General features: G+C 39.4%; 21 protein-coding genes. 5 read left to right on the forward strand and 16 right to left on the reverse strand.

The window, feature by feature from the left end:
* Positions 1–266 precede the first annotated feature (266 nt).
* The gene (locus DIZ30_RS06020; protein ID WP_002298358.1) at positions 267–1,214 is read right to left on the reverse strand and encodes an NADP-dependent oxidoreductase; all 948 of its coding nucleotides are present in this window, start codon (positions 1,212–1,214) and stop codon (positions 267–269) included.
* A gap of 189 nt (positions 1,215–1,403) precedes the next feature.
* On the opposite strand from DIZ30_RS06020, the gene rpsN reads away from it, so the two are divergent.
* Positions 1,404–1,673 (forward strand): 30S ribosomal protein S14, encoded by a 270-nt coding sequence (gene rpsN, locus DIZ30_RS06025; RefSeq protein ID WP_002293413.1) that lies wholly within the window; start codon positions 1,404–1,406, stop codon positions 1,671–1,673.
* 175 nt (positions 1,674–1,848) lie between these two features.
* On the opposite strand, the gene DIZ30_RS06035 is transcribed toward rpsN, so the two are convergent.
* The 6 genes from DIZ30_RS06035 to DIZ30_RS06060 form a co-directional block, all read right to left on the reverse strand.
* The gene (locus tag DIZ30_RS06035) at positions 1,849–2,211 is read right to left on the reverse strand and encodes a type II toxin-antitoxin system PemK/MazF family toxin (protein WP_002289874.1); all 363 of its coding nucleotides are present in this window, start codon (positions 2,209–2,211) and stop codon (positions 1,849–1,851) included.
* 10 nt (positions 2,212–2,221) lie between these two features.
* Positions 2,222–3,343 carry an alanine racemase gene (gene alr, locus DIZ30_RS06040; RefSeq protein WP_002294207.1) on the reverse strand — a complete coding sequence of 374 codons (1,122 nt, stop codon included), beginning with the start codon at positions 3,341–3,343 and terminating at the stop codon, positions 2,222–2,224.
* Between the two features lie 15 nt (positions 3,344–3,358).
* Positions 3,359–3,709 carry a holo-ACP synthase gene (gene acpS / locus DIZ30_RS06045; protein ID WP_002296554.1) on the reverse strand — a complete coding sequence of 117 codons (351 nt, stop codon included), beginning with the start codon at positions 3,707–3,709 and terminating at the stop codon, positions 3,359–3,361.
* 129 nt (positions 3,710–3,838) lie between these two features.
* Entirely contained in the window at positions 3,839–5,350 is a 1,512-nt protein-coding gene (gene cshA, locus DIZ30_RS06050) for a degradosome RNA helicase CshA (protein WP_002294211.1), read from the reverse strand.
* A gap of 321 nt (positions 5,351–5,671) precedes the next feature.
* The gene (gene murF / locus DIZ30_RS06055) at positions 5,672–7,024 is read right to left on the reverse strand and encodes a UDP-N-acetylmuramoyl-tripeptide--D-alanyl-D-alanine ligase (protein ID WP_002317074.1); all 1,353 of its coding nucleotides are present in this window, start codon (positions 7,022–7,024) and stop codon (positions 5,672–5,674) included.
* A gap of 152 nt (positions 7,025–7,176) precedes the next feature.
* Entirely contained in the window at positions 7,177–8,253 is a 1,077-nt protein-coding gene (locus DIZ30_RS06060; protein ID WP_002293424.1) for a D-alanine--D-alanine ligase, read from the reverse strand.
* Between the two features lie 195 nt (positions 8,254–8,448).
* Between DIZ30_RS06060 and DIZ30_RS06065 the strand changes: the two genes are divergently transcribed.
* Positions 8,449–10,194, forward strand: a complete 1,746-nt coding sequence (locus tag DIZ30_RS06065) for an AarF/ABC1/UbiB kinase family protein (RefSeq protein WP_002317554.1) — start codon at positions 8,449–8,451, stop codon at positions 10,192–10,194.
* Positions 10,195–10,442: 248 nt separating this feature from the next.
* On the opposite strand, the gene DIZ30_RS06070 is transcribed toward DIZ30_RS06065, so the two are convergent.
* The 7 genes from DIZ30_RS06070 to DIZ30_RS06105 all read right to left on the reverse strand — a co-directional run bounded on the left by DIZ30_RS06070 (position 10,443) and on the right by DIZ30_RS06105 (position 16,342).
* Positions 10,443–10,910: a YaiI/YqxD family protein gene (locus DIZ30_RS06070; RefSeq protein ID WP_002294214.1), complete on the reverse strand. Its 468-nt coding sequence runs from the start codon at positions 10,908–10,910 to the stop codon at positions 10,443–10,445.
* Positions 10,894–12,267 carry a hypothetical protein gene (locus DIZ30_RS06075; protein ID WP_002294217.1) on the reverse strand — a complete coding sequence of 458 codons (1,374 nt, stop codon included), beginning with the start codon at positions 12,265–12,267 and terminating at the stop codon, positions 10,894–10,896. The genes DIZ30_RS06070 and DIZ30_RS06075 overlap by 17 nt, the downstream gene beginning before the upstream one ends.
* Before the next feature lie 321 nt (positions 12,268–12,588).
* Positions 12,589–13,077: an N-acetyltransferase gene (locus DIZ30_RS06080; protein WP_002296548.1), complete on the reverse strand. Its 489-nt coding sequence runs from the start codon at positions 13,075–13,077 to the stop codon at positions 12,589–12,591.
* A gap of 21 nt (positions 13,078–13,098) precedes the next feature.
* Positions 13,099–13,701, reverse strand: coding sequence for a TVP38/TMEM64 family protein (locus DIZ30_RS06085; protein WP_002294220.1), 603 nt, complete (start codon positions 13,699–13,701; stop codon positions 13,099–13,101).
* Between the two features lie 503 nt (positions 13,702–14,204).
* Complete coding sequence (gene udk, locus DIZ30_RS06095; protein WP_002289751.1) at positions 14,205–14,834, reverse strand: uridine kinase; 630 nt, start codon at positions 14,832–14,834, stop codon at positions 14,205–14,207.
* 83 nt (positions 14,835–14,917) lie between these two features.
* The gene (locus tag DIZ30_RS06100; RefSeq protein WP_002289749.1) at positions 14,918–15,613 is read right to left on the reverse strand and encodes a YjjG family noncanonical pyrimidine nucleotidase; all 696 of its coding nucleotides are present in this window, start codon (positions 15,611–15,613) and stop codon (positions 14,918–14,920) included.
* Positions 15,614–15,625: 12 nt separating this feature from the next.
* Entirely contained in the window at positions 15,626–16,342 is a 717-nt protein-coding gene (locus tag DIZ30_RS06105) for a 16S rRNA pseudouridine(516) synthase (protein ID WP_061573544.1), read from the reverse strand.
* Positions 16,343–16,671: 329 nt separating this feature from the next.
* Between DIZ30_RS06105 and DIZ30_RS06110 the strand changes: the two genes are divergently transcribed.
* From DIZ30_RS06110 to DIZ30_RS06120, 3 genes are all read left to right on the forward strand, one after another.
* Complete coding sequence (locus DIZ30_RS06110) at positions 16,672–17,280, forward strand: 50S ribosomal protein L25/general stress protein Ctc (RefSeq protein ID WP_002299254.1); 609 nt, start codon at positions 16,672–16,674, stop codon at positions 17,278–17,280.
* 324 nt (positions 17,281–17,604) lie between these two features.
* Positions 17,605–17,928, forward strand: a complete 324-nt coding sequence (locus DIZ30_RS06115) for a DUF960 domain-containing protein (protein WP_002289744.1) — start codon at positions 17,605–17,607, stop codon at positions 17,926–17,928.
* Positions 17,929–18,109: 181 nt separating this feature from the next.
* Positions 18,110–19,480, forward strand: a complete 1,371-nt coding sequence (locus tag DIZ30_RS06120) for an MATE family efflux transporter (protein WP_002289277.1) — start codon at positions 18,110–18,112, stop codon at positions 19,478–19,480.
* Between the two features lie 129 nt (positions 19,481–19,609).
* Here DIZ30_RS06120 and DIZ30_RS06125 read toward each other — a convergent pair whose 3' ends face one another.
* Positions 19,610–20,911, reverse strand: a complete 1,302-nt coding sequence (locus DIZ30_RS06125) for a hemolysin family protein (RefSeq protein WP_002294228.1) — start codon at positions 20,909–20,911, stop codon at positions 19,610–19,612.
* Positions 20,912–21,264: 353 nt separating this feature from the next.
* The gene (locus tag DIZ30_RS06130) at positions 21,265–23,256 is read right to left on the reverse strand and encodes a KUP/HAK/KT family potassium transporter (RefSeq protein ID WP_002289279.1); all 1,992 of its coding nucleotides are present in this window, start codon (positions 23,254–23,256) and stop codon (positions 21,265–21,267) included.
* Positions 23,257–23,378 lie beyond the last annotated feature (122 nt).

The following is a 23,378-nucleotide window of genomic DNA, read 5'->3' on the forward strand; positions in this document are numbered from 1 at the left end:
GAGTTTTGAGACTACTATATGCGTTTTTTTGTTGATTTACCAACATGTTTAGACATTTTCCTCTAGGAAAAAATTAACTAGCACCACGGGTATATTGAGAAATAATTAAGGATTACAGCCTTTACTTTATCATGAAATAAAAGGGAAAGATAATTTTATGCCAAAGTTTTTATCTATTATACGTATACGCAAAAAAGCTAAAACATTTTTTGTCTTTGCCCCTACAAAAATGTTTCAGCTTTTTTCGTTTTTTATTCCTGTATTTCTTATTTTTCGAATGACAGGATGATTTTCCCAGCAGGAGGATGTCCTTCAACTAGCTGATGTGCTTGGATGACATGCTTAAGTGAAGCAGACAGATTCATTGAAATAAAAACATGAAAGGCTCCTTTTTGGTAGGCTTTGATTATGCCAGCAAAGGCTTCTGCATCTAGATATTCCTTTCTTGGAACAAACGATTCATAAAAGCCTTCCTTTTTTTGCCGCAAATCTAGATCTGGGAGGTCATTTAATGCAACATACCTGCCGCCTGGTTTCATGATCTGGATGCCGGTTTCTCCTTTGATACTTCCTTTCGTCGCATCGATTACAAGGTCTGCCTGATCAGCAAATTGCAGACCTGGATTTGTTTTATCATAAGCAGCAAATGCTGAAGCTCCTAATTTTTTTACCTTTTCCTCACTTTTACTGGATGCACTGGTTAAGATTCGGATTCCCTTTTCATGGAGAAGCTGGATCAGACTTGACCCGACCGCACCTGATGCTCCTAGTATCATTACAGTATCTGTCGGCTGGATTTCCGTCAAATGGTTGATTAGATTATAAGCCGTAATTCCTGGCGTGACCATTCCGGCTGCTTCTTCCCAACTCATTTTATCTGGAATTTTTGCTACTTTTGCTGATGGCAACACGACTTCTTCTCCGTAAGTCCCGCCGACTGCATGGACAGCTACTCGATCACCTACATGAACAGTTGTGACATCTGAACCAATCTCTGTCACAATACCAGCGCCATCATTACCTGGTACATAAGGGAATTTCAATGTTCGTATCTCTTTCATTTCTCCTAAACGCAAGGCAACATCATAAGGATTCACACTGAATGCTTTTATTTCTACACGAACATGTCCAGAACCGACTTCTCTGGGATGAGCATCGATTTCTTCAAAAACATCTTGTGCTTCTCCGTAACCGTTAATTGCAAATCTTCGCATGGTCACCATCTCCCTTTTTCTTTAAGTTTACGTTTATGCCTTTATTTTGACAAAAAAAATGTCTTTTCGTTTTGGCGCATGATTCAAAACAAAATAATTGTCTTTTTTCGCGAAACGTGTTAAATTATTTATCTAAAAGCGTAAAGATTACGATTTACGCTAATAAAAAATAATTGGAGGAATTTGTTGATGGCTAAAAAATCAAAGATTGCCAAAGCAAAAAAACAGCAAGAAACGATTGAACGCTATGCTGCTTTACGCCAGGAATTAAAAGCGCAAAAAGATTACGAAGGCTTGCGCAAACTTCCTTTAGATGCTCGTCCAGAACGATTGAAAAATCGTGATTTGATCGATGGACGCCCTCGCGGATACATGCGTAAATTCGGGATGTCCCGTATAAAATTCCGTGAATTAGCACATAAAGGTTTGATTCCAGGAGTAAAAAAAGCCAGCTGGTAATCCAAGTCTGGCTGTAATATAAAGGAGGAGGGCGCATGGACCACTCCTTGGATCATCAAAAAAGATACGTTCGCTTCTTCTAGCAGAAATGCTGGTACTAGAAGCAGACGTATCTTTTTTTACGCACAGCTGGTCCTTTTTTATATGTAAAGGCTGCATGGTTACTTCGCTATATTTATTTAGTAACAGGAGTCAGTGCTTCGATACCCACACTAATTTTCAATGCTCGGTCAACTTCTGCCATAATGGGTCGATCCAAATGGCAGACCTTTTCTTTCAATCTTGATTTATCGATCGTTCTGATCTGCTCCAACAGGATAACGGAGTCTCTTTCTATTCCTGTTCCAGTAGCTTTGATCCCAATGTGAGTCGGAAGCTTAGGTTTAGCCATTTTTGCCGTTATGGCCGCAACAATGATCGTCGGGCTAAAATGGTTACCTAGATTATTTTGAATAACCAAAACTGGGCGTGTTCCGCCTTGCTCCGATCCCACGACTGGAGAAAGATCAGCAAAATAAATATCTCCTCTTTTTACCATAGGATCCTCCTTATTCTTGATATTCTCTTGGTATCCGCTGTCCTAATCCGCAAGCCACTTCATAGTGGATCGTACCTAATTGATCTGCTATATCCTGCATAGTGATTTCTTTGTCTGCATTTTTGCCGATAAGCGTCACTTTTGTTCCGACAGGAAATTCTTGAGGCAATCGGATCATCAGTTGATCCATACATACACGCCCAATCGTTTCACAGTAGTTCCCTTCTACCAATAGAGAAAAACCCTGCATCTTTCGTGGCCAGCCATCTGCATAACCGATCGGTATCGTTCCGATCCACTCTGCTTCAGGAGTGATATATGTTTCTCCATAGCCGATTCCTTCACCTGCTGGGAGTTTTTTGACTTGAATTAATTCAGAAACCAGCTCAAGTGCTGGCTGCAATGGATAAACTTCCGGTAGTGCGTGCCCAGAGGGATTAAGTCCGTACATTGCTACTCCATAACGAATCATATTGCCGATTGTTTCATCATGCCATAAAGCCGTTGCACTATTGCTGACATGTATATATCGAGGAAGTTCGGGAAGTTTTTTTAGCACTTCTATAAAGCGTTCTTTTTGCAGATTCCAATATGTATCATCTGCCTGATCTGCTGTAGAAAAATGGGTAAATAAACCTTCCCATTCTAATACACGACTTTCTTTGATGAATGCAGCTGCCTCTTTTACTTCTTCAGGTGTACAAAATCCGATACGACCCATCCCAGTGTCTGCTTTTAGATGAATCGAAAGAGGCGTCTCTAGCTTACTTTTCTCTAAAACAGCAGCTGCTGCCTGCAACCATTCCCGTGTACCTGCAGTTACTGATAAATCATGAGCAACAGCTACAGTCAGTGCGTCGTAAGGAACCATATTCAAGATAAGGATGGGCTGAGTAAATCCAGCTTCTCTCAACTCGACTCCTTCATCTAAATTTGAAACACAAAAGCCCGAAGCTCCACCTGCAACTGCTGCCTCAGCTGTTTCAATAGCTCCATGACCGTATCCGTTTGCTTTTACTACTGCAAACAATTCTTTTCCTTGCGGAAGTCTTGCAACTTCATTTGCTACATTTTCAGTTATAGCTTTTTTATGTATCACTGCTTTCGTTGGGCGGTGCCAAGCGACAACCATCGTTTTTCCTTCTTTCTAGTCTTCCAAAATAATTTGTGCAAAAGCTGTTTCATTTGTATGAGTAATACTGACCCATACATTGCCTTCATGAGGTGAACGCGTCACAACAGGCTGACCATTTTCATTTTTTAAAATCTCGACATCTTGAAAGGTAACTTTTCCGATCCCAGTTCCCCAAGCTTTAGAGAAAGCCTCTTTGCAAGCGTAACGCCCGCCTAAAAATTCTACTTGGCGATGAAAAGGCAAGGACTGGAATAGTTTCATTTCATCAGAGGTCAAGATTCGTGCAATGAATTTTGGTTTTTCTTCGATCAGCCGAGTGATCCTAGGAAGTTCGACTGCATCGATCCCAATTCCTTTTATCATATGCTTTTCTCTTTTCAATAAATTTAGAACACTCTCATTCTACCAAATTATAACCATTTTGCCACAAATAAGTCCACAAATAACAAAAATGAAAGTTTCTCTTAAAAAAGAGAAACTTTCATTTTATGTTTAATCGTTATTTGAACGGATTACAAATCCGCGTTTTTTATCATTGTGACGTTTACCGCCATCTTTTTGGCTGTTATTATTTTTGCTATAACCGCCTTTTGATTTGTTTCCACGATAATTACCGCCGTCACGACGATTACGGTTGTTTCCGCCACCACGTTTGCCATTTTTATTGTATCCTTTTTTCTGCATTGGCAATGGGCGTTCTGGTGTGATCTTCACTGGCACTGCATCAGCTGGATCTTTTGCTGTCGTTTTTAGCAAAAGTGCAACTAAATCTTGTGCAGAATATTCTTCTAATAATTTATCTGCTGTTTGCAGGTATTTATCTAGACCATTTTCTGCAAGTTTTGTTTCGATTTGTTCAACTGCAGCACCTAATTGACCTTTGAATGCTTCTTTTTCGGTTGGTGGACGTAAAGTCGTCATCCGTTTTTTCGTCAAGTTTTCAATCACATGCAAGTAGTCCATTTCATTTGGTGTAACGAAAGTCACAGACATACCGCCTTTTCCGGCACGGCCTGTACGTCCGATACGGTGAACGTAGCTTTCTGGATCTTGAGGGATATCATAGTTGTACACATGAGTGACACCTGAAATATCTAATCCACGTGCAGCAACGTCTGTCGCTACAAGGATATCTAAATGACCGCTCTTAAATGAACGCAATACGCTCATTCGTTTTTGTTGAGACAAATCGCCATGGATTCCTTCTGCACGGTAACCGCGTGCTTCTAATCCGCGTGCCAATTCATCTACACGGCGTTTTGTACGTCCGAAGACGATTGTTAGTTCAGGTGTTTGAACATCAAACAAGCGAGTCATGATATCGAATTTTTCGTATTCTTTTGCGCGGACATAGTATTGATCGATCAAGTCAGCTGTCATTTCTTTCGCTTTGATCTTCACATGATGTGGATTTTTCATGAATTTAACGCCAATATTCTTGATAGCTGGCGGCATCGTTGCTGAGAAAAGTAATGTTTGTCTTTGATCAGGAACTTGTGAAATGATTTTTTCGATATCTTCCAAGAAGCCCATATTCAACATTTCATCTGCTTCATCCAAAACTAATGTTTGAACGGTTCCAAGTTTCAATGTGTGGCGGTTGATGTGGTCAAGCATACGTCCTGGTGTACCCACAACGATATGTGGACGATCTTTCAAGCCACGGATCTGACGGCCAATATCTGCTCCGCCGTAAACGGCTTGTACACGTACTTTTTTGTCGCGCCCTAAACGATATAATTCTTCTTGTGTTTGGATAGCTAATTCACGTGTTGGTGCGATAACTAAACCTTGTAATTCGTGACGATCTGGATCGATTTTTTCTAACATTGGTAATCCAAATGCAGCTGTTTTCCCTGTACCTGTCTGTGCTTGTCCAATAACGTCTTTTCCAGCTAATGCTAGTGGAATCGTTTCTGATTGGATAGGTGTTGCTTCTTCAAAACCAGCGCGTTCGACTGATTTCAACAATTCTGGTGATAATTCTAGTTCTTTAAATTTCAAATGAATCCTCCTATATGGTTGTTAACTGAGGATGTAGCTTTTTTGCTACCCCGTCGATTTGTTCGGTCAAAGTGTATTGTTTCTTTTTGACAGTGGCCACGCACGTTTTTATCCATTCTTAGCCCCTGTGGCACCACCGAAAAATCACTTTGCGAAGTTTAGGCATTAGAAAAGCCAAACGGGTCGCGTTCAGCTTTATCATTATTATGACATCTGGCTTCAACAAGTTGTTTCTATGGCAAAACCAGTCCAATTTCTCTTCATCTTTCGGCAATAGGTTATTCTAACATAGTTTTTCGTTTTCTGCAAGTTTACAGATTTTTATTTCATTTGCTGAAGCTGTTCTACCACTTCAAATAAGCCCATGCTGTTGCTGCCTTTTAGCATAATACTATCTGTTGCTTCAAGATTTTGTTTTACAGCATCAATCAATTTATTCTTTTCTTTTTCAAAATAGAACACAGGTAGTTGGGGGTATTTTTGGTTCAATTCTTCTTTTAGTGCATGCATTTGTTCCCCATAAAGGAAAATCATGGCGAATTTCTCAGGATCGATATGTTCACTCATTTGCGCATGCATATTTAAAGACTCTTTCCCTAATTCCAGCATATCTGCTAACACAGCGATTCTGCGTCCTTTTGTTGGTAGATTTTTAAAAGTATCTAATACCAGTCCCATGGCTGTTGGATTTGCATTATAGACATCGCTCAAAATAGCTGCACCATTTCCTGCCGTTAGCCATTCGGTTCTGTTTTGAGTGATAGAAACATGGGCGAGCCCTTGGCGTATCTCAGGTATGGACAGTCCAAAGAAGCGCCCGATCGTATACGCAATCAAAGCATTCGTTACATTATAACTTCCAGGCAGCGGGATCGTAAATGTTTCTCCTTCTACTACAAAATCGGTTTGTGCTTTTCCTTTTGCTGTCACTTCCGCATGAACATCGCCATTTCCAATACCGAATGTTGTGACTGTTTGTACTAATGTTGCCGTTAAAGGTGTCAGCAACGGTTCATCTGCGGGCACAACGAGTAATCCGTCTGGTACAAGTCCGTCAGTGATTTCCATTTTGGCTTTAGCGATTCCTTCTCGCGACCCAAGATTTTCTATGTGTGCTTCACCGATCATTGTGATTGCTGCAGCTTTTGGTTGAGCCATAAGTGAAAGTTCCGTGATTTCATTGGCGTGATCCATGCCCATTTCCAAGACGATCTTTTCTGTATCTTGGGGCATGTGCAAAATCGTGTAAGGAAGACCAATATTATTGTTGTAATTTCCTTGCGTCTTATATGTTTTGTATTTTTCAGACAAGACAGACGCGGTTAGATCTTTCGTGGTGGTTTTACCATTGCTTCCTGTAATTGCAACGACTTCTGCGCCTACTTTTTCCAAGTAATAGGTTGCCAATTGCTGCATGGCTTTCAAAGGATCTGCTACAGGAATAACTGGAAAATCTTTTGGAGCTTGTTCAACAGGCAAGCTCCAAAATGAAGCAGATGCTCCGTTTGTGATCGCTTGCTGGATAAATTCATGTCCATCTCGCGTACCAGCAAGAGGAACGAATAAACTTCCTTCGGTTATCTTCCGGCTGTCAAATTCGACATTGGTAATCTTTGTCAGTGCAGAGCATTCGCTGCCCACGGCTTGTGCAATTTCTTGTATTGTTAGATTCATTGAGATCTCTCCTAAAAAAGGTTGTGAAAAAAGCGTTTGGCCTAAACGGCGGGTTCGCATGACTCTCACTTCCAAGTAAATTTCTCTATTCGTATTTAGAAGCTAGAATGAACGCGGTTACGCAATCACTCCAGCTTCTTCTTTATTTCTCTTTATTCATTTTTTTCAAAAAAAGATTGACGCTGATGGTATCGATTCATTCCTAATTGAATCAGTTCTTCAATCAAATCACCGTATTTCAAGCCCATATTTTCCCATAAGAGTGGGTACATACTGAACTCCGTAAATCCTGGCATAGAGTTTAATTCATTCAGGAATAATTCATTTTTATTTGTCAAAAAGAAATCGCACCGGCTCAATCCGCTTCCACCTAACATCGTGTAAGCTAACTTCGCGTACTCTTGCGCTTTTTGATAAACTTCTTCCGGCACTTCGGCTGGAATCTGCATTTCGATTTTATTATTGATATATTTGGCTTCATAATCATAGAATGCTACGTCTTTTACGACTTCGCCAGGCAAAGTCGTCCGAACATCTTCATTTCCTAATACAGCAACTTCGATTTCGCGCGCTTCAATTCCTTGTTCAACGATTGCTCGAGAATCATACTGATAGGCTGTTGCTAAAGCATTTTGCAGCTCTTCTCGGTTTTCTGCCTTTGTAATGCCGACACTAGAACCCATATTCGCAGGTTTGACAAACATCGGATAAAGCAAAGAACCTTCACATTGATCAAATACTTTTTTAGGATTTTCTTTCCATTGATTCTTAAGTACTGGTACATAAGGAACTTGCGGCACACCAGCAGCTTGTAAAATATACTTGGTCATGATTTTATCCATGGCACATGCACTGGTCAATACGCCTGCGCCGACATAAGGCATATTCAATGTCTCTAAGAAGCCTTGGATCGTTCCATCTTCCCCGTTTGGCCCGTGTAAAACTGGAAAAACGATGGCTCCTTCTTCTTTGATTTCTCCCGGATTGATCACTTTTCCTGTAAAGCCTTCCTCTGTCTGTCCACTTGGGTCCCATGAAAGATGCAAGACATCTTTGCTAGCAGGTTTTTCTGTTAGTAATGGACCTTTGACCCATTGTCCTTCTTTTGTAATAAATACGAGTTGAACTTGGTAATAATTATAATAAATGGCATTTAAAACTGAAAATGCGGAAAGAATGGAAACTTCATGCTCTGCGCTGCGTCCGCCATATAGTAAAGTAATCTTCAAAAGATTGTCCTCCTGTATTCTAAATCGTTCAGTGATTTACTCTCATATTTTAGCACAAAACAAAAATAAACGAATAACTTATTTATAAAAAAACGAGTTGGTTTCTAAAAGAACAAACGTCATTTATTTTTTGTCAGCTAGATTATTTGTCCCGTTTTTTATAAAAAGTTATGATAAAGAAAAGGAGGGATGATGATGGCGCAAACAAATCCACGTAGCCGCTTGGCAGAAATCATTCGAGTGTTCATCAATTACAATGTAGTGCCAAACTTTGTACAGCAAAAAAATCCCGAACAGGTAAAAAAAGCCTTTGAAGAACTAGGCCCCACCTTCATTAAGATAGGACAGATGCTTTCTGTTCGAGAAGATTTGCTTTCTTCTGCCTTCACTCAAACATTCAAAACATTACAAGATAGTGTACCTAGCGACACATTTTCAACGGTCAAAAAGACGATCGAAACAGAACTTTCTCTTTCATTATCAGATATATTCGATGATTTTTCCAAATCGCCTTTTGCCTCTGCTTCTATGGGGCAGGCTCATCGTGCCAAGCTGAAGAACGGTGACTCGGTCGTCGTTAAGATCCAACACCCTAACATCGCCGAAGAGATCCGACTTGATCTTCAACTATTTGAACGAGCGATCCCTTTGATCAAATACATTCCTGAAACTAGCGTAGTTGATCTAAAAGGGGTACTCCAAGAAGTAAAACGTTCCTTGATCAATGAAATGGACTTCTTAAAAGAAAGTCAAAATGGCGAACAATTCTATCAAAAGAACAATGGCTGGAAAGAGATCCGCAGCCCCAAGATTTATGACGCTTTTTGTTCGAAAAAAGTGATCGTGATGGAAGAAATGTCTGGTAAAAACTTGAACCATTTAATGAACGCCGAAAACAAAACTGAAACTTTTATCACTGGAATTCAAAACAAGCAGCTGAAACAAGAAGTTGCAAAGCTTTTAGTTGAGAACTTTATGAAACAGGTATTTGATGATGGTTTTTTCCATGCTGATCCTCATCCAGGGAATCTGCTATTCCATGTACTAACAAAAGAAGAACAGACACAAGCTAGCCGAAAAACTGAAATAGTCCATGAAAAAGAGTTCGGTTCCTTTGCTTTTCGAGCCTCCACTTCTACAGAAGACCCTGTTGCGCCATATACCATCAACTACATCGATTTTGGTATGATGGGGCATCTTTCTGCAGGACTTAGGCAAAAACTCACACAAGCCGTTTTAGCGCTGTATACGAAAGATGCTTATCGAATCGAAAAAGCGGTCCTTCGACTTTGTCAGCAAGAAGGCTCGTTTGATGAAAGTCGGTTCCACCAAGAACTGACAAGTTTTCTTGAACAGTATTATGATTCTCCTATTGATGAAATCAACTTGCAAGAAGTATTCACACACGTCGTGACGATTTGTCATCAAAATAATCTGCAGTTCGATCGTGATATCACGCTTTTGCTGAAAGCATTTGGGACATTAGAAGGGGTGATCCGCGTCCTTGACCCTGAAGTTTCCCTCATGGAAGTCGCTTCGCCTTTTGCCCAACATTATTTTCTCACTCATCTGGATGTAGAAGATACATTGAAACAAAGCGGATTAGACTTATTGGAAGGGATGAAGGCTGCGCCTAAGATCCCTCAACAGCTCCACCATCTATTAGAAATGTGGACTTCGGGACAAGGAAAAGTCAATTTGGAATTGAAAAAGCAAGACAAATTATTGAGCAGGATCGAAAGTATGATCAATCGGCTTGTTTTCGGTATGATTTTAGCTGCATTGATCGTAGGGTCCTCCCTGCTTGTCCAAGCAGCACCTGTAGAAAACGCAGAGGTCGTTTCCTTATTAGGGATATTTACGTATGCTATTGCCGCATTCGTCATTATTTTTTTGGCAATCGATGCATTGATCCAAATGTATAAGAAGAGGAAAAAGTAGAAAAAGGTTGTGACAGAAAGAATCAGCTTCAAGAAATAAGAAGGGATTTTGCATAAATTGTTTCTCAAATTTTTGTGAAAATTCGGCTTATTTTTCGAAGAGGCTACTTCTGAAGCACCGAGAATAAAAAATGTGAAAAAGCTGTTCTGCACCCAGTAATAAGAACAATCAAAAAGGAACATGGAGCACATTTATCCTGTTTCCCTGTTCCCTTTTTGATGTATTCGAGCATAAATAAAATACCTTCGTTACCTACTATCTTCTGTACTTGGTAAACCTTGGTCAATTGCCTTTTTTAACGCTTGACAAAAAGACATATGATCTTTCTCCGTAAAGGGTTTTGGACCCTTTGTCCTTATGCCAGCTTTTCTTAACTTTCCACTATGATAACGTTGTTCTAGAAGCGTGCCGATATTCGCTTCGTCAAATTCTTTTCCAGAGTGATGGAACACTCGGACGCCCTTCGGCAATACAAGTGAAGCTAAACCATAATCTTGCGTGATCAAAAAGTCATTCTTCTTAACCATACCGACGATTTTATAATCCGCACTATCAGCTCCGCGGTCTACGTAGACGATTTGGACATGATTAGCGTATTCTTTGGTCGTATAATGGTCCACACTGGTCACGATAACCACGTCAAGACCATAGGATTCTCCTAATTTTATGACATCTTCTTTTACTGGAGAACCATCTCCATCAATGAATAGCCTCATTCTTTTTCGCCTTCTTCCATAAATGATAAACAGTTACTAATCCGCTCAGTAAAAGACCAACATTGATCCATTTTGCCAAGATAAGCAGTTGTACACTTTCTATCGGCACTGATTCATGGTTCAGCGTGATCAATAATAGATGGATTGGCTCTCCCATTTCTTTTGCTAAAACAAACAAAAGCGTCATCAATAAAAACTGGTGGATCACACTCCCTTTATTTTGAGTAGTATACTTGACAACGATCCGGCGATCCATTGGAATAGCTGCATCAGTTTGATAATATTCCTTATTTAGCCAGCTGCCTGTTACTACGTGCCAGAAACTAAGCAGAAAGACACCTATCGCAAAACCATTTGGAATCAAGAGGACCAATAAAGAAGAACTCAGTCCAAGCAATTGCATAGCCAATGGAGACCATGTTAAACGTTTCAAAATCCATGGTCCGACTATTTTTGCTGCAATCAAGCCTGCTGCATAAGGCAAATACATAAAAATCGAAAGTTTTTCTAATCCGTACATTATGCCAACATAAAAACTGCTAAATAAAAAAAGGAAATTCCCTAGCATTCCATTTAGAAAAGTAAACAGATTTAGCCAGCTTGGCAACTTCCATTCCTTCTTCTGGTGTCCTAAAACAAACACGAACAAGATGAACAGCAGCAAGAAACCATAAATAGCAAGATCAAAAAGCCTTTCATCGAATAACAATCGGGCATTTCTCAAAAGAAACAATAAGCCAAAGAATATCAAAAATAAAACAAGCTCTCGCGTAGCTACCAGATTTCTTTTGATGTCTTTGAAATCCAGTTCGTAACGCGGATAATGACTAACCGTATGGTAGGCCATGACGTAAAAAAGTGTATAAATAGTAAAGCTTGCTGCAATCTGAGTCGGTGCAGGCAACTCAATCGCTTGATACAGGAGAAATAGCCAGATAGCTGCAAATAAGTACTTTTTCCCATCCATATTGATAAAACCTTGCGTCTTTTCGTGAAAATTGACCGTGGTATTAGCAGGTACAAGCCATGCTGCACTCAGCCCTAGCAAAACACTTGAAAAATAAAATAAAGGAAAATAAAATACGCCTAATATTCCAAGCAATGAACCAGCACCACCAATCAGCAGAGCGATCATCAGCAACGTGTAACTATCTAGACCAAATCGTAGACTGTTGACTAAAAATAGTCCAGTCATCCGAAAGGCATAAAACAGCGTAAATGGCAAAATCGTCAGCCAATTATGCGAGTCTGTTAGTCCCAAAAATAAAAGATAAGGAATAAAAATAACCGTGTTACTTAAGATAAAGGGCGTTGTTTGTGTAAAATTACGCCCAAATCGTTTGAGTTTTTCGAACATGACAATGGCTCCTTAAACAGTCTTATAACTAATCTGCTCTTCGATTTTAGCATTAAAGGGGAAATAAACCAATTTTACAGAATATATTCTTGTAAAAAAAAATACAGAAAGAAGCATAAGCTTCTTTCTGCATTTTTACGGTACTTGATTACTCAAGCAGACAAGCCCTTCTCCACAAAAGTCTTGCCCGACACCCCTGCATCCGGCAGGTGATAAAGATAGAAATCAATTATCCTGTGCCTCCAAAATCAATTAGGAGCTCTGTAAACCAGAGTCCTTCTCGACCCGTCGCATAAATTTACTTTAACACAGTTCCTATGTTTATGCGAGAGCTTTTTTCATTTTATAATCGACCATTTGAAATCCTTGACCGATATCTGAAATAAGTTCTTCTGTAATCTCAAATCCTTCATGCTTATAAACCTCGATTGCTTGATGATTCCCCTGATTCACTCGCAAAAAGATCTCTCTTTCCTTTGTTTGCGCAGCAAGTTCTTCATACCAGCGAAAAACTGAAGAAGTCAATCCTTGACCACGTACTTTATTTAGCAAATATAATTTACTTAAATAAATTTTTCCATTTATCTCTTCATAAGCAGTGTAACCGACAGTCTTTTCTTCGCTTTTTAATAAAAAGTAGGACACACCTTCTGTCAGTTCTTTTTGAATCTGTTTTTTTGACTGATAAGTTTTCAGCATGTAATCCACTTGTTTTTGACCAATGATCGGCACAAAAGCTTCCGGCCATACTTCTTGTATGACTGCCATCAGCTCATCCAGTTCATTTTCTGTTACTTTTATTTTTTCCATACACCCACGTCCTTTTTTACATTATAAATGACCTTGCGCTTGATGGAATAAAAAGAGCATGATCATGCTATACACACCCACCGACCATGGTTTCAAGAAAATCACAATCTGCATAAATTCCCTAAAAGATAATTTCGTCAAACCAGCTACTAGACAGATCAAGTCGTCTGGCGCAAAGGGAAGCAGCAAGGTAACAACTAGTACTTTTTTAATATCTTTCGTTTTTCTTGTCAGCAATTCATCAAATTTCTGATACTTTTTTGGCGATAAAATAAGCTGGACAAAGGCTACGCCATAGTAACGGACAAGCAAAAATCCGATTGCTTCCCCAATCACTAGGCCAATACAACTATATAAAAGCCCAAATCCATTGCCAAACATCAGCATGCCCGCTACTGAGGAGATCCCTCCCGGCAAAATAGGAATGATCACTTGGATCACTTGCAACAGAACAAATATCATCACTGCATACTTGCCAAATTGCTGGATAAACGCTTGCAAAGACGTGCTCGATCGAAAAATCCCATGATGATAAGCATAAAGAATCAACACAAAGAAAAAAAACAGACCAATAATGGGCATGATCTGAAGACATTTTTGTAAAACTGATCCTTTTTTAGACATCTATATTCCCCACATCTTTTTTCATTTATTAAAACTGCCTCCTTAGGGGGTGCGACAAAAGAGCTTCTTCAAAAAAATAAGTCGAAATCTCACACAAATTCGAGAAATAATTTTCGTAAGTTTCTTCTTATTTATTGCATCTGACCACTTCTGTTACAACCTCTCGTTAAACGGTGTTCAAAAGCTTGCATCTACGATAATAAGCCCAACCCAACGAAAAACGTGAGGAGCTGTTTTATTTGGATGCTCTTATCGCTTGATGCAAAGACAGCTTTTTTACAACCTCTACTTCACGGTGCTCAATCAGCTGACCTTCGGTATTAGCTCAAAAAACGGTAAAATATAAACAGCTATTTTCCGTTTCTTCTTTTTAATACTTAGGTCAAGATGCTGTTTTCACAACCTCTTGTTATAAATAAAAAAACAGTTGGCTGGTGACTGTTCAAAAAGCAGAATCCTTGCTTTTCAAACGGTCGCAGTCCGTTCAACTGTTTCGCTGCGCACTATTTATGGTTTAAGAAACTAGCTACTTTTGTTGTAATCAAATCAATAGCAACGTGGTTTTCTCCGCCTTCTGGAACAATGATATCCGCATAGCGCTTCGTTGGTTCGATAAATTGATGATACATCGGTTTAACAACTGTCAAATATTGTTCGATCACGGAGTCCAATGTGCGTCCCCGTTCTTCCATATCCCGTTTGATACGACGAATGATACGAATGTCATCATCTGTATCTACGTATACTTTGATATCCATCAAGTCACGCAGACGTTCGTCTTCTAAAATCAGGATTCCTTCTAGAATGATCACTTCTTTTGGTTCCTGAATGATCGTTGCCTGACTTCTTGTATGCGCTACATAGTCATACACGGGTTTTTCAATGGCTTTATAGTTCAGTAAGTCGCCTACATGCTGAATCAGCAGATCATTATCAAAGGCAAATGGGTGATCGTAATTTGTGTTCAATCGTTCTTCAAAACTCAAATGGCTCTGATCCTTGTAATAAGAATCTTGTTCAAGCATCATGATGGAATGGTCCGGGAAGTTGTTGAAAATCGCACGGCTGACACTTGTCTTTCCGCTTCCGGATCCACCCGTCACACCAATGATAATTGGCTTGCTTTTTGTCATTGACTAAAACCTCTTTCGTATCCGTTTTTTCATTCTAATCTATTATAGCGAAAAAACACGAAAATGCTATATTTTTCTGAAAATTAATCCTTTTCAATTTCCAATAATGAATAAAGTTCCTCTAATGAATCGATTCGATAAGTAGGCTGGATTTCTTCGATTTCTGGTAATTTATTTCTATTGAACCAAATCGTATCGATCCCTGCCATATTTCCTCCTTTGATATCAGAAGTCAAAGAATCACCAATGATCACAGTTTGCTTTTTATCAAAATTAGGAATGTGGGAAAAGACATGATCAAAAAATTCTTTCATCGGCTTTTGCGCTCCGACAGCTTCTGAGACAAAGATATCCTTGAAGTAATCAAGCATTCCTGCATCTGTTAATCGCCGATGTTGCGTGTGCGACACACCGTTCGTCACAATATAAAGATCAGCATGCGGATGGACCTTTTTCAGGATTTCTAGACTTCCTGGAACAAGATCATGACCTTGGTTCAAGTAGTGGCGGTAGCGTTTTTCCATTTGATCACTATCTACTGTTTTCCCAAATTGCTGGAAAAGTAACCCAAAACGACTGCCTATTATTTCTTCTCGTGATAGTCTGCCTTTTTCAAACTCCTGCCATAAATGATGATTCAAAGCCTTATAGCTGGTTTCGATTTCTGGTGTCAATGTGATTCCTTGTTCTGCAAACAAAGCACTTAAAGCATTGGCTTCAGTTAATTGAAAATCTAACAATGTATCATCTACATCGAACAATAAAGTTTTATATTTCATCTTTTTGACCTCCTATTTAAAATAAATACTTAACTTTTTCATCTCTGCTAATGTCAACGATCGATACCCGCCTACTCCTAGCTGTTCATCTAATTCCAATGGTCCCATGCTTAGCCGTTTCAATGCGGTCACTTTCTTTCCTTGGGCTAAGAACATCTTTTTGACTTGATGGAATTTTCCTTCTTGGATCGTCAATAAAACCGTACTTTGGTGCTTGTCTGCTTTGAGTATTTTTAAATCAGCCGGCTTACATTGATACCCATCAGCGAATACGATTCCATTTTCAAATGCTGTTACGTCTGCCGGTGTCACCCTTTCGTTCACAACTACTTGATAAGTCTTTGAAACCTTTTTTTCTGGAAGTAGCATTTCATATCCCAATTGTCCATTCGAAGTGATCAGCAATAGTCCTGTTGTATCTCTATCTAGTCTTCCCACTGGATATAATGGTTGGAAACGATCGGCACTTGCAATCAGATCGATTACTGTCGTCTTTTCTGGATCTGATACAGCTGTAACAGCTTTTTCAGGTTTATTGAGAAGATAATAGGACTCATTTGTTTCTAAGTGTTCACCTGCTACTTCGATTTGATGCAGTAAACTATCTACATTTCGATTTTGTCGAAATTCGACTGTGCCATCTATCATCACTTGCTTCAAAGCAAACAGCCGCTTCATTTCCTTGCGTGTCGTTTCTAATTTTTCTTCTATTAATTTATCTAAACGCATGCTGTTTCCTTTCTTATTACTACTAATTAATTATACCTTGAATATTCTTGCTTGCAAATACATCATCATAGTTATTCCTTGACTTAATTAACAGTTCACGTTACGGTTAAATAGTAAAGTGAATTGGATTTCTCATACACAGCGTAATGACCTGGTGGAGAAAAGTTGAATCCTGACTTTCTAAGGGGAGATGCGCGCATCTCTCCTTTTGCGCTTTTTTAAGCGCCCTGCCTTCGATGATGTGCACGAGATTAGCCTTTAGAATTCACTTAAATAAAATCTGTCCGTTACCAAAGCAGACAGTCACATTTTAAGGAGGAATTTTGGTTATGTCAGTATCATTAGAAGTAAGTAAAAGAGAAGTACGTCCCCGTTCATTAAGAAACAAACTTCGTCACGAAGGGAAAGTTCCAGCTGTTGTTTATGGGTATAAAGTAGAAAGTACCCCTATCTCATTCGATGGTTTGACACTAAGCAAATTGTTGCGTGAACATGGAGCGAACACAGTCATCACGATGGACATCGATGGACAAAAAGTCAATACATTGGTTCACAAGATCCAAACGAACACTTTTACCAATCATTTCGAACATGCAGAATTTCTATCTGTAAACATGTCGGAAGAAACAGAAGTCGAAACAGAAGTCGTTCTTGTTGGCGAATCAGTGGGTGCTAAATCTGGTGGAGTGTTAGCTCAAAACTTGTATACAGTAGTCGTATCTGCTACACCAGACAAATTGCCTGAACGAATTGAAGTTGACGTGACAAACTTGGAATTAGGTGATTCTATTACAGTAGCCGATCTTCCAAAAAACGACGATTACAAATTCGTGACCGACAGTGAAGAGCAAATCGCTGCTGTAGTCGCTCAAAGTGAAGAAGAAGAAAGCACAGGTGAAGGTGGCGAACCAGAAGTGATCGGTTCAACAGAAGAATAATACTGAAACAATCAGGTGGTGTTAGAAGCGGCGGGTCAGCAGCTTTTAACACGCCTTTTTTATTTCTAATCGTTTATTTTCATATGGGGCTTCCACTTTTGTAAATGGCTTTACAAACGAAAAATCCTAATTTACCAAGCTTTTCCTCGCATACTTTTATCGTACCTTTATAAAAATTTATACTTTGAAAAAAAGTATTCAATTATTGTTGCATTTTTCCTGATTCTTTATTAGAATGAACCCTCGTTGAAGTAAGTATTTCTAGTTTATCCTAGGATTAATTATAAAAATAAAACATTCGTTGATTCGAAGGAGGTTAAACAGATGTTTGAAAGTTTTGATAGCAGCCGCAACCGTTACGCTTCAGTTGGTGTCGTATCAAGTTTGCCAGATGAATTGATTGACAGTATATGGTTTATTATTGACCTAGATCTTAAGGGAGTCATTCCATTAGAAAATATATTAACCTTTGATTTGATCGAAAATCGTGGAAAAGTGACGATGCATTTTTCTCAAGCAGGAAGCAATGTGGAAATGGATATTGATTTGCCGTTTGCCTATTCGAACCAATTTCCTGCTCAAGTATACGCCTATGATGACGGTACGAGAGAAACGATCCTTTTACCAAGTGAGATTAGACAATATTAAGGTGATAGATAAACGTGGATGTCCCTTATTTTACAGACCAGGCCAAGTTGTTGATTCTTTGACTCAATTCTTGGCTTCTTTTTATGGAGTTTCATAAATTATCATTGATTTCTAATTGGTATTCTCAGGATAAACGCTATATACTACTAACTAAATTTTAAAGATATAAGGAGTTTAAAAGATGCGCGATTTAACAAAAGGAAGCCCCGCTAAACTGATTTTGATGTTCACTGTTCCTTTACTGATCGGAAATGTTTTTCAGCAGTTCTACAATATGATCGATATGATCATCGTGGGTCAGACGCTAGGTAAAAATGCGCTGGCAGCGGTTGGTGCAACTGGAAGCCTGACATTTTTGATCATTGGCTTTGCCCAAGGTTTAACAGCTGGTTTAGCCATTATTACCGCACAACGTTACGGTGCAAAAGATTATCGGGGTCTGAAGAAAAGTTTTGCTGCTAGTGTTGTCATTAGTCTTGTCGTCACTGTGATTTTAACTGTCCTAAGTCTCCTGTTTATTCGTCCGATGCTTCAATTGATGCAAACTCCTCCTGAAATACTTGATCAAGCACAAACATTTATTTCAATTATTTTATTAGGGATCTTTGCATCAGTCAGTTTCAATTTGCTTTCTAATGTCATTCGCGCACTTGGTGACAGCCGCACACCACTATTCTTTCTGATCATTGCGGTCATCATCAACGTCGTACTTGATTTGATCTTTATTATCTATTTTGGCATGGGTGTGGAAGGTGCAGCTATTGCTACAGTAATCGCACAAGTTTCTTCCAGCGTACTGTGTCTAGTGTATATCAAGAAAAAAATGCCTTTGTTACAGTTACGCAAAAAAGATTTCAAATTTGAAAAAGAAGAGTTTGCTGTACACCTAAATGCTGCTTTGCCAATGGCGTTTCAATCTTCGATCATCGCTGTTGGTGCTATCGTGTTACAAGCAGCACTAAATAGTCTAGGGACAGATGTCGTAGCTGCTCAAGCCGCTGCTGGTCGTATCGACCAATTTGCAAATCAGCCGATGATGTCATTTGGTATTGCAATGGCAACTTTCACTGCACAAAACTATGGTGCGAAAGAATATGGCCGAATCTTGCAAGGGGTACGTCAAACTTTACTGATGAGTGTCGGATTTAGTCTCTTAGCAGGTGCTATCGTCATTTTCTTCGGTCATTTCTTTGTTCAATTGTTTGTTAGCCCATCAGAAACACGTGTATTTGAATTAGCACAAACCTACTTCAATATCAATGGGTCTCTTTACTGGATCTTAGCAGTCCTGTTCATTTTACGCTACACACTTCAAGGGCTTGGACAAAGCAAGATCCCTACGATCGCCGGTATGATGGAATTGCTTATGCGTTCTTTTGCAGCTATCGTTCTTACAGGAATGTGGGGATACCCAGGAGCAGCAGCAGCTTCTCCTTTAGCTTGGATCGGTTCTGTTGCCGTGTTGCTTTACTCTTATATGCGTTCGATGAAACAATTGAAACACATGGGTGAAGAGGAACATTTCACATTAGAACATGCAGAAGCAAGATAGCCTTGATTAAAAGAAATCGTTGCGGCTAAAAATGAAAACTTTTATTGAAAATATCTTCTTCGTTTACCGAAAACAGGTTTTTTAGATAACAAAAAGGCTGTGACAAAAAATGTCACAGCCTTTTTTCTTTTATTCTGTTTTTCTTTCCGTGGACTCTACTTTGAAATAATCGATATGTGCATGCTGGTATTCTAATACCGTGAAACGGAATGATGCAATCTCAATGATTGTTCCTGCTTTTATTTCTTTATATCGGCTAGAAGCAAAGCCCGCAAGTGTAGTAAAATTCGTTTCTTCAAACTCTGGAATCTCTACATGAAAATAACGCTGGAAATCATCTAATGTTAGTTTGCCGGAGATGATATAAGAGCCATCTGACTGTTCCGCTATCAATGCTTCGTCCAAATCTGTCTCATCTCGGATTTCCCCGACGATTTCTTCTAAAATATCTTCAATCGTCACTAAGCCGCTTGTCCCTCCGTATTCATCTTTTAAGATAGCAATATGCTTTCCCTTTTTTCGCATGATCGTCAATAATTTTTTTATAGGGATCGTTTCAGTTGTTACGATCGGCTCTTCAATCAACTGTTCTACTGTCAGCTGGTCATCTTTATAAGATTGCTTGATCAAATCTGGCAAGGTGACATAACCTAAAACATTGTCTTTTGATTCTAAGATAACCGGATAGCGAGTATGTCCTTGTTCAATCGAAGCTTTTATCGCTTCTTTGACGGTTTCTGAAGCTTCGAATACTTGCATGGACGTACGGTCTACTTGTATATCTTTTGCCAAGGTATCATCAAATTCAAACACGTTTTCCAAATAATGATATTCTTCTTTGGTCAACTCTCCTTTTTCATAAGAATTCAATGCGACTAATGTCAGCTCTTCTTGAGACAATGTCTCTTCTCCTTCAGATACGAGACGCACACCTAATAGCTTCCCTAGCCCTGCAGCTGAATGATTCAATACCCAAATAAAAGGAAACATTACTTTATAAAAATAATGAAGTGGTTTAACTACGAACAAGACGACCTTCTCCGTATTGACGATACTATAGCTCTTAGGAAGCAGTTCGCCAATAACCACATCGATATACGTAACTAAAATAAATCCCAGCGCCACAGAGATTGTACTGCTAATAGCCGAACTAAAAGGTAGTTTACCGATCACTGGTTCTAGTAAAGCCGCGACAGATCCTTCACCGACCCACCCGATGATCAAACCGGTTAGCGTAATTCCTAATTGACTAGCTGATAAATAGTTATCTAAATGGTGTGTAACATGAAGAGCTAGCTTGGCGTTCTTTACATTTTCCTTTTCTAGTTGTTCCAATCTTGATCGTCTGATTTTCACTAAAGCAAATTCACTTGCTACAAAAAATGAAGTAATTGCAATCATCAAAAATAAAATAATGAAATTGATAACCATATTCTCCCGCCTTTCTCTTTTTCTATTGTACCCTTTTTCTACAAAAGGATTGAAAATAATGCGTATTCATATTTAGGAATAAAAAAGGAGATGCGGCATTTTTCAGCCACATCTCCTTATCACTTCAAAATCATTGCGTTACTTGTTGCTAAACAGCTTTTTCATGACCTCTGATAAAAACGGTATTCAAAAGCTTGCATCTGCGGCATTAAGCCCAAACAGATGAAAAACATGAGAAGCTGTTTTTATCTGCTCGTTCTTACTGCTTGTTGCAGTACAGCTTTTTCATGACCTCTGATAAACGGTGTTCAAGTAGCTGACATTCGACATTAGTTCAGGTCAAAGCGCTACTTTCACAACCGCTCTTTCAACCATGTTTTCCGAGTATTTCCAATGATAAGCGGAACAGTTTCATGTTTTACTTCGCTGTACTCTAGCCCAAACCATGTTTCTGGCGAGGTAGCGATTTTTTTGATTGCCAGTTTTGCCTGCATGATTTGACGTTGCCATTTTCCTAGAGTTGTCACATTGGAAACTACTTCATCAATCAGGACAAATTGGAAATCGCCAACTTCTCGCCCTGGTGTCAGAGAGTATCTTTGTGGCTGTTTTGGCAAACGGCCTTGTTTCATCAAATCATGGATGACTTGGCGAACATATACGTTGATTTCCTGTTGGACCCTGAAACCTAAGAACAGATTCACTTGGACAATAAAATCAGTGTCCATCATATCTACTTGATATTCTTTCGTATATGGCTCATCCGTCACTTCCACATGAACAAACCAATAGACTCGTGCTCTTTTAGGCCGTTTATCTAAAATCGAATAGATGAACTGTCGGCCAACTTTATCTTCAGCCATATCAGGAACCAAGAAGACCACATTTGTCTGATAGATTGGTAAAGAAGTATCATCACGTAATTCTCTAAGCTGCGGGATATAATCTCTCAAAGACACATCCTCGGTTGACGATTCGCGAATAATGTTCCCTTGTTCCCAAATAAACATCACGACTAAGATGATCAAACCAATCAGAACGGCTACAAAACCGCCTCGGAAGAATTTGACAACACTTGAGATAAAGAAAACGACTTCTATCGCACCGAAGAAAAAGGTAACTAAATATGCAAGCCAACGAGAATGCCCATTTTGGATAAGATAAAAGTAAAGCAGTGCTGTTGTCATCAACATCGTCACAGTGATCGATAGACCGTAAGCAGCTTCCATATGATGAGACGTTCGGAATGTGACAACCACTAGAGAACAGGCGATCCATAAAATCAGATTGACTGCTGGGATATACATTTGCCCGATACTGTTCCCAGGATACATGATCTTTAACCGAGGCAGCAGTTTCAACTTGATTGCTTCTGAAACTAGCGTAAACGAACCTGTAATCAATGCTTGCGAAGCAATGACTGCAGCGACTGTTGCAAAAGCAACGCCGATCACGATCCAACTTTGAGGCATCATTTGGAAGAATGGATTCAGGTTCTTGATTTGCTGTGCTTCAGGGTTTTGATAAACATTCAACAACCACGCAGCCTGCCCAAAATAATTGATAACCAAACAAATTTTGACGTAAGGCCAGCTCAGACGAATATTTCGTTTGCCGACATGTCCAAGATCGGAATAAAGCGCCTCTGCACCTGTCGTAGCCAGGAAAATATTTCCAAGAATGAACAAGCCTAATTTGTTATCTGCACTAAAAAGCAGCTGGATAGCATAATAAGGATTCAGTGCACGGATAACTGTCCAGTCTTGACTGAAGTTCATTAATCCCATTACGCCTAAAAAAGTAAACCAAGCGAACATGATTGGTCCGAATGCTTTTCCGACAATATCTGTACCAAAGCGTTGGACCATGAATAAAACAAAAATAATAACTAAAGTGATAATGACGATCACGTTCTGGTTATTACCGAACCGGTCAAAAAACTGCGGAATTCCTCGCAAGCCTTCAATCGCAGTCGTTACCGTCACAGCAGGGGTCAATACCCCATCTGCTAGTAAGGCAGCTCCTCCGATCATTGCAGGAATGATCAAATATTTCCCACCTTTTCGGACAAGTGTGTAGAGTGAGAAAATTCCACCTTCACCATGGTTATCTGCATTCAATGCAATCACGACATATTTGATTGTTGTCAGTAGAGTCAATGTCCAAAAAATCAATGAGACTGATCCGATAACAAAATCAGGATTGATTCCTGACAATCCGCCATTATCTTCAACAATCGATTTCATAACGTAAAGCGGACTTGTCCCGATGTCTCCGTAGACGACTCCCATCGCTACAAGCAGGCCAGCCATTGATATCTTTTTGGTATTGTGCGTTGTTGCCACGTTTTTCCCTCATTTCTTGTTATATGGATATCCTTTAGGTAAGCTTGAATGATAGATGATATTCTTATCCATGACACCCGCTTTCCTAAATTGCTTCTAATTATCCAAGTAACACACTGAAG

The sequence above is a fragment of the Enterococcus sp. H57 genome (assembly GCF_003112495.1).
Classification (GTDB): domain Bacteria; phylum Bacillota; class Bacilli; order Lactobacillales; family Enterococcaceae; genus Enterococcus_B; species Enterococcus_B faecium.

What these genes read in the sequence shown, in the direction of transcription:
- DIZ30_RS06020 (WP_002298358.1), bottom strand. Translation starts at nt 1,214, where the DNA reads ATGCGAAGATTTGCAATTAACGGTTACGGAGAAGCACAAGATGTTTTT.
- alr (WP_002294207.1), bottom strand. Translation starts at nt 3,343, where the DNA reads ATGGTTGTCGCTTGGCACCGCCCAACGAAAGCAGTGATACATAAAAAA.
- DIZ30_RS06065 (WP_002317554.1), top strand. Translation starts at nt 8,449, where the DNA reads ATGGCGCAAACAAATCCACGTAGCCGCTTGGCAGAAATCATTCGAGTG.
- DIZ30_RS06085 (WP_002294220.1), bottom strand. Translation starts at nt 13,701, where the DNA reads ATGTCTAAAAAAGGATCAGTTTTACAAAAATGTCTTCAGATCATGCCC.
- acpS (WP_002296554.1), bottom strand. Translation starts at nt 3,709, where the DNA reads ATGATAAAAGGAATTGGGATCGATGCAGTCGAACTTCCTAGGATCACT.
- DIZ30_RS06075 (WP_002294217.1), bottom strand. Translation starts at nt 12,267, where the DNA reads ATGTTCGAAAAACTCAAACGATTTGGGCGTAATTTTACACAAACAACG.
- DIZ30_RS06080 (WP_002296548.1), bottom strand. Translation starts at nt 13,077, where the DNA reads ATGGAAAAAATAAAAGTAACAGAAAATGAACTGGATGAGCTGATGGCA.
- DIZ30_RS06035 (WP_002289874.1), bottom strand. Translation starts at nt 2,211, where the DNA reads ATGGTAAAAAGAGGAGATATTTATTTTGCTGATCTTTCTCCAGTCGTG.
- DIZ30_RS06120 (WP_002289277.1), top strand. Translation starts at nt 18,110, where the DNA reads ATGCGCGATTTAACAAAAGGAAGCCCCGCTAAACTGATTTTGATGTTC.
- DIZ30_RS06125 (WP_002294228.1), bottom strand. Translation starts at nt 20,911, where the DNA reads ATGGTTATCAATTTCATTATTTTATTTTTGATGATTGCAATTACTTCA.
- DIZ30_RS06105 (WP_061573544.1), bottom strand. Translation starts at nt 16,342, where the DNA reads ATGCGTTTAGATAAATTAATAGAAGAAAAATTAGAAACGACACGCAAG.
- DIZ30_RS06110 (WP_002299254.1), top strand. Translation starts at nt 16,672, where the DNA reads ATGTCAGTATCATTAGAAGTAAGTAAAAGAGAAGTACGTCCCCGTTCA.
- rpsN (WP_002293413.1), top strand. Translation starts at nt 1,404, where the DNA reads ATGGCTAAAAAATCAAAGATTGCCAAAGCAAAAAAACAGCAAGAAACG.
- DIZ30_RS06100 (WP_002289749.1), bottom strand. Translation starts at nt 15,613, where the DNA reads ATGAAATATAAAACTTTATTGTTCGATGTAGATGATACATTGTTAGAT.
- murF (WP_002317074.1), bottom strand. Translation starts at nt 7,024, where the DNA reads ATGAATCTAACAATACAAGAAATTGCACAAGCCGTGGGCAGCGAATGC.
- DIZ30_RS06115 (WP_002289744.1), top strand. Translation starts at nt 17,605, where the DNA reads ATGTTTGAAAGTTTTGATAGCAGCCGCAACCGTTACGCTTCAGTTGGT.
- udk (WP_002289751.1), bottom strand. Translation starts at nt 14,834, where the DNA reads ATGACAAAAAGCAAGCCAATTATCATTGGTGTGACGGGTGGATCCGGA.
- DIZ30_RS06070 (WP_002294214.1), bottom strand. Translation starts at nt 10,910, where the DNA reads ATGAGGCTATTCATTGATGGAGATGGTTCTCCAGTAAAAGAAGATGTC.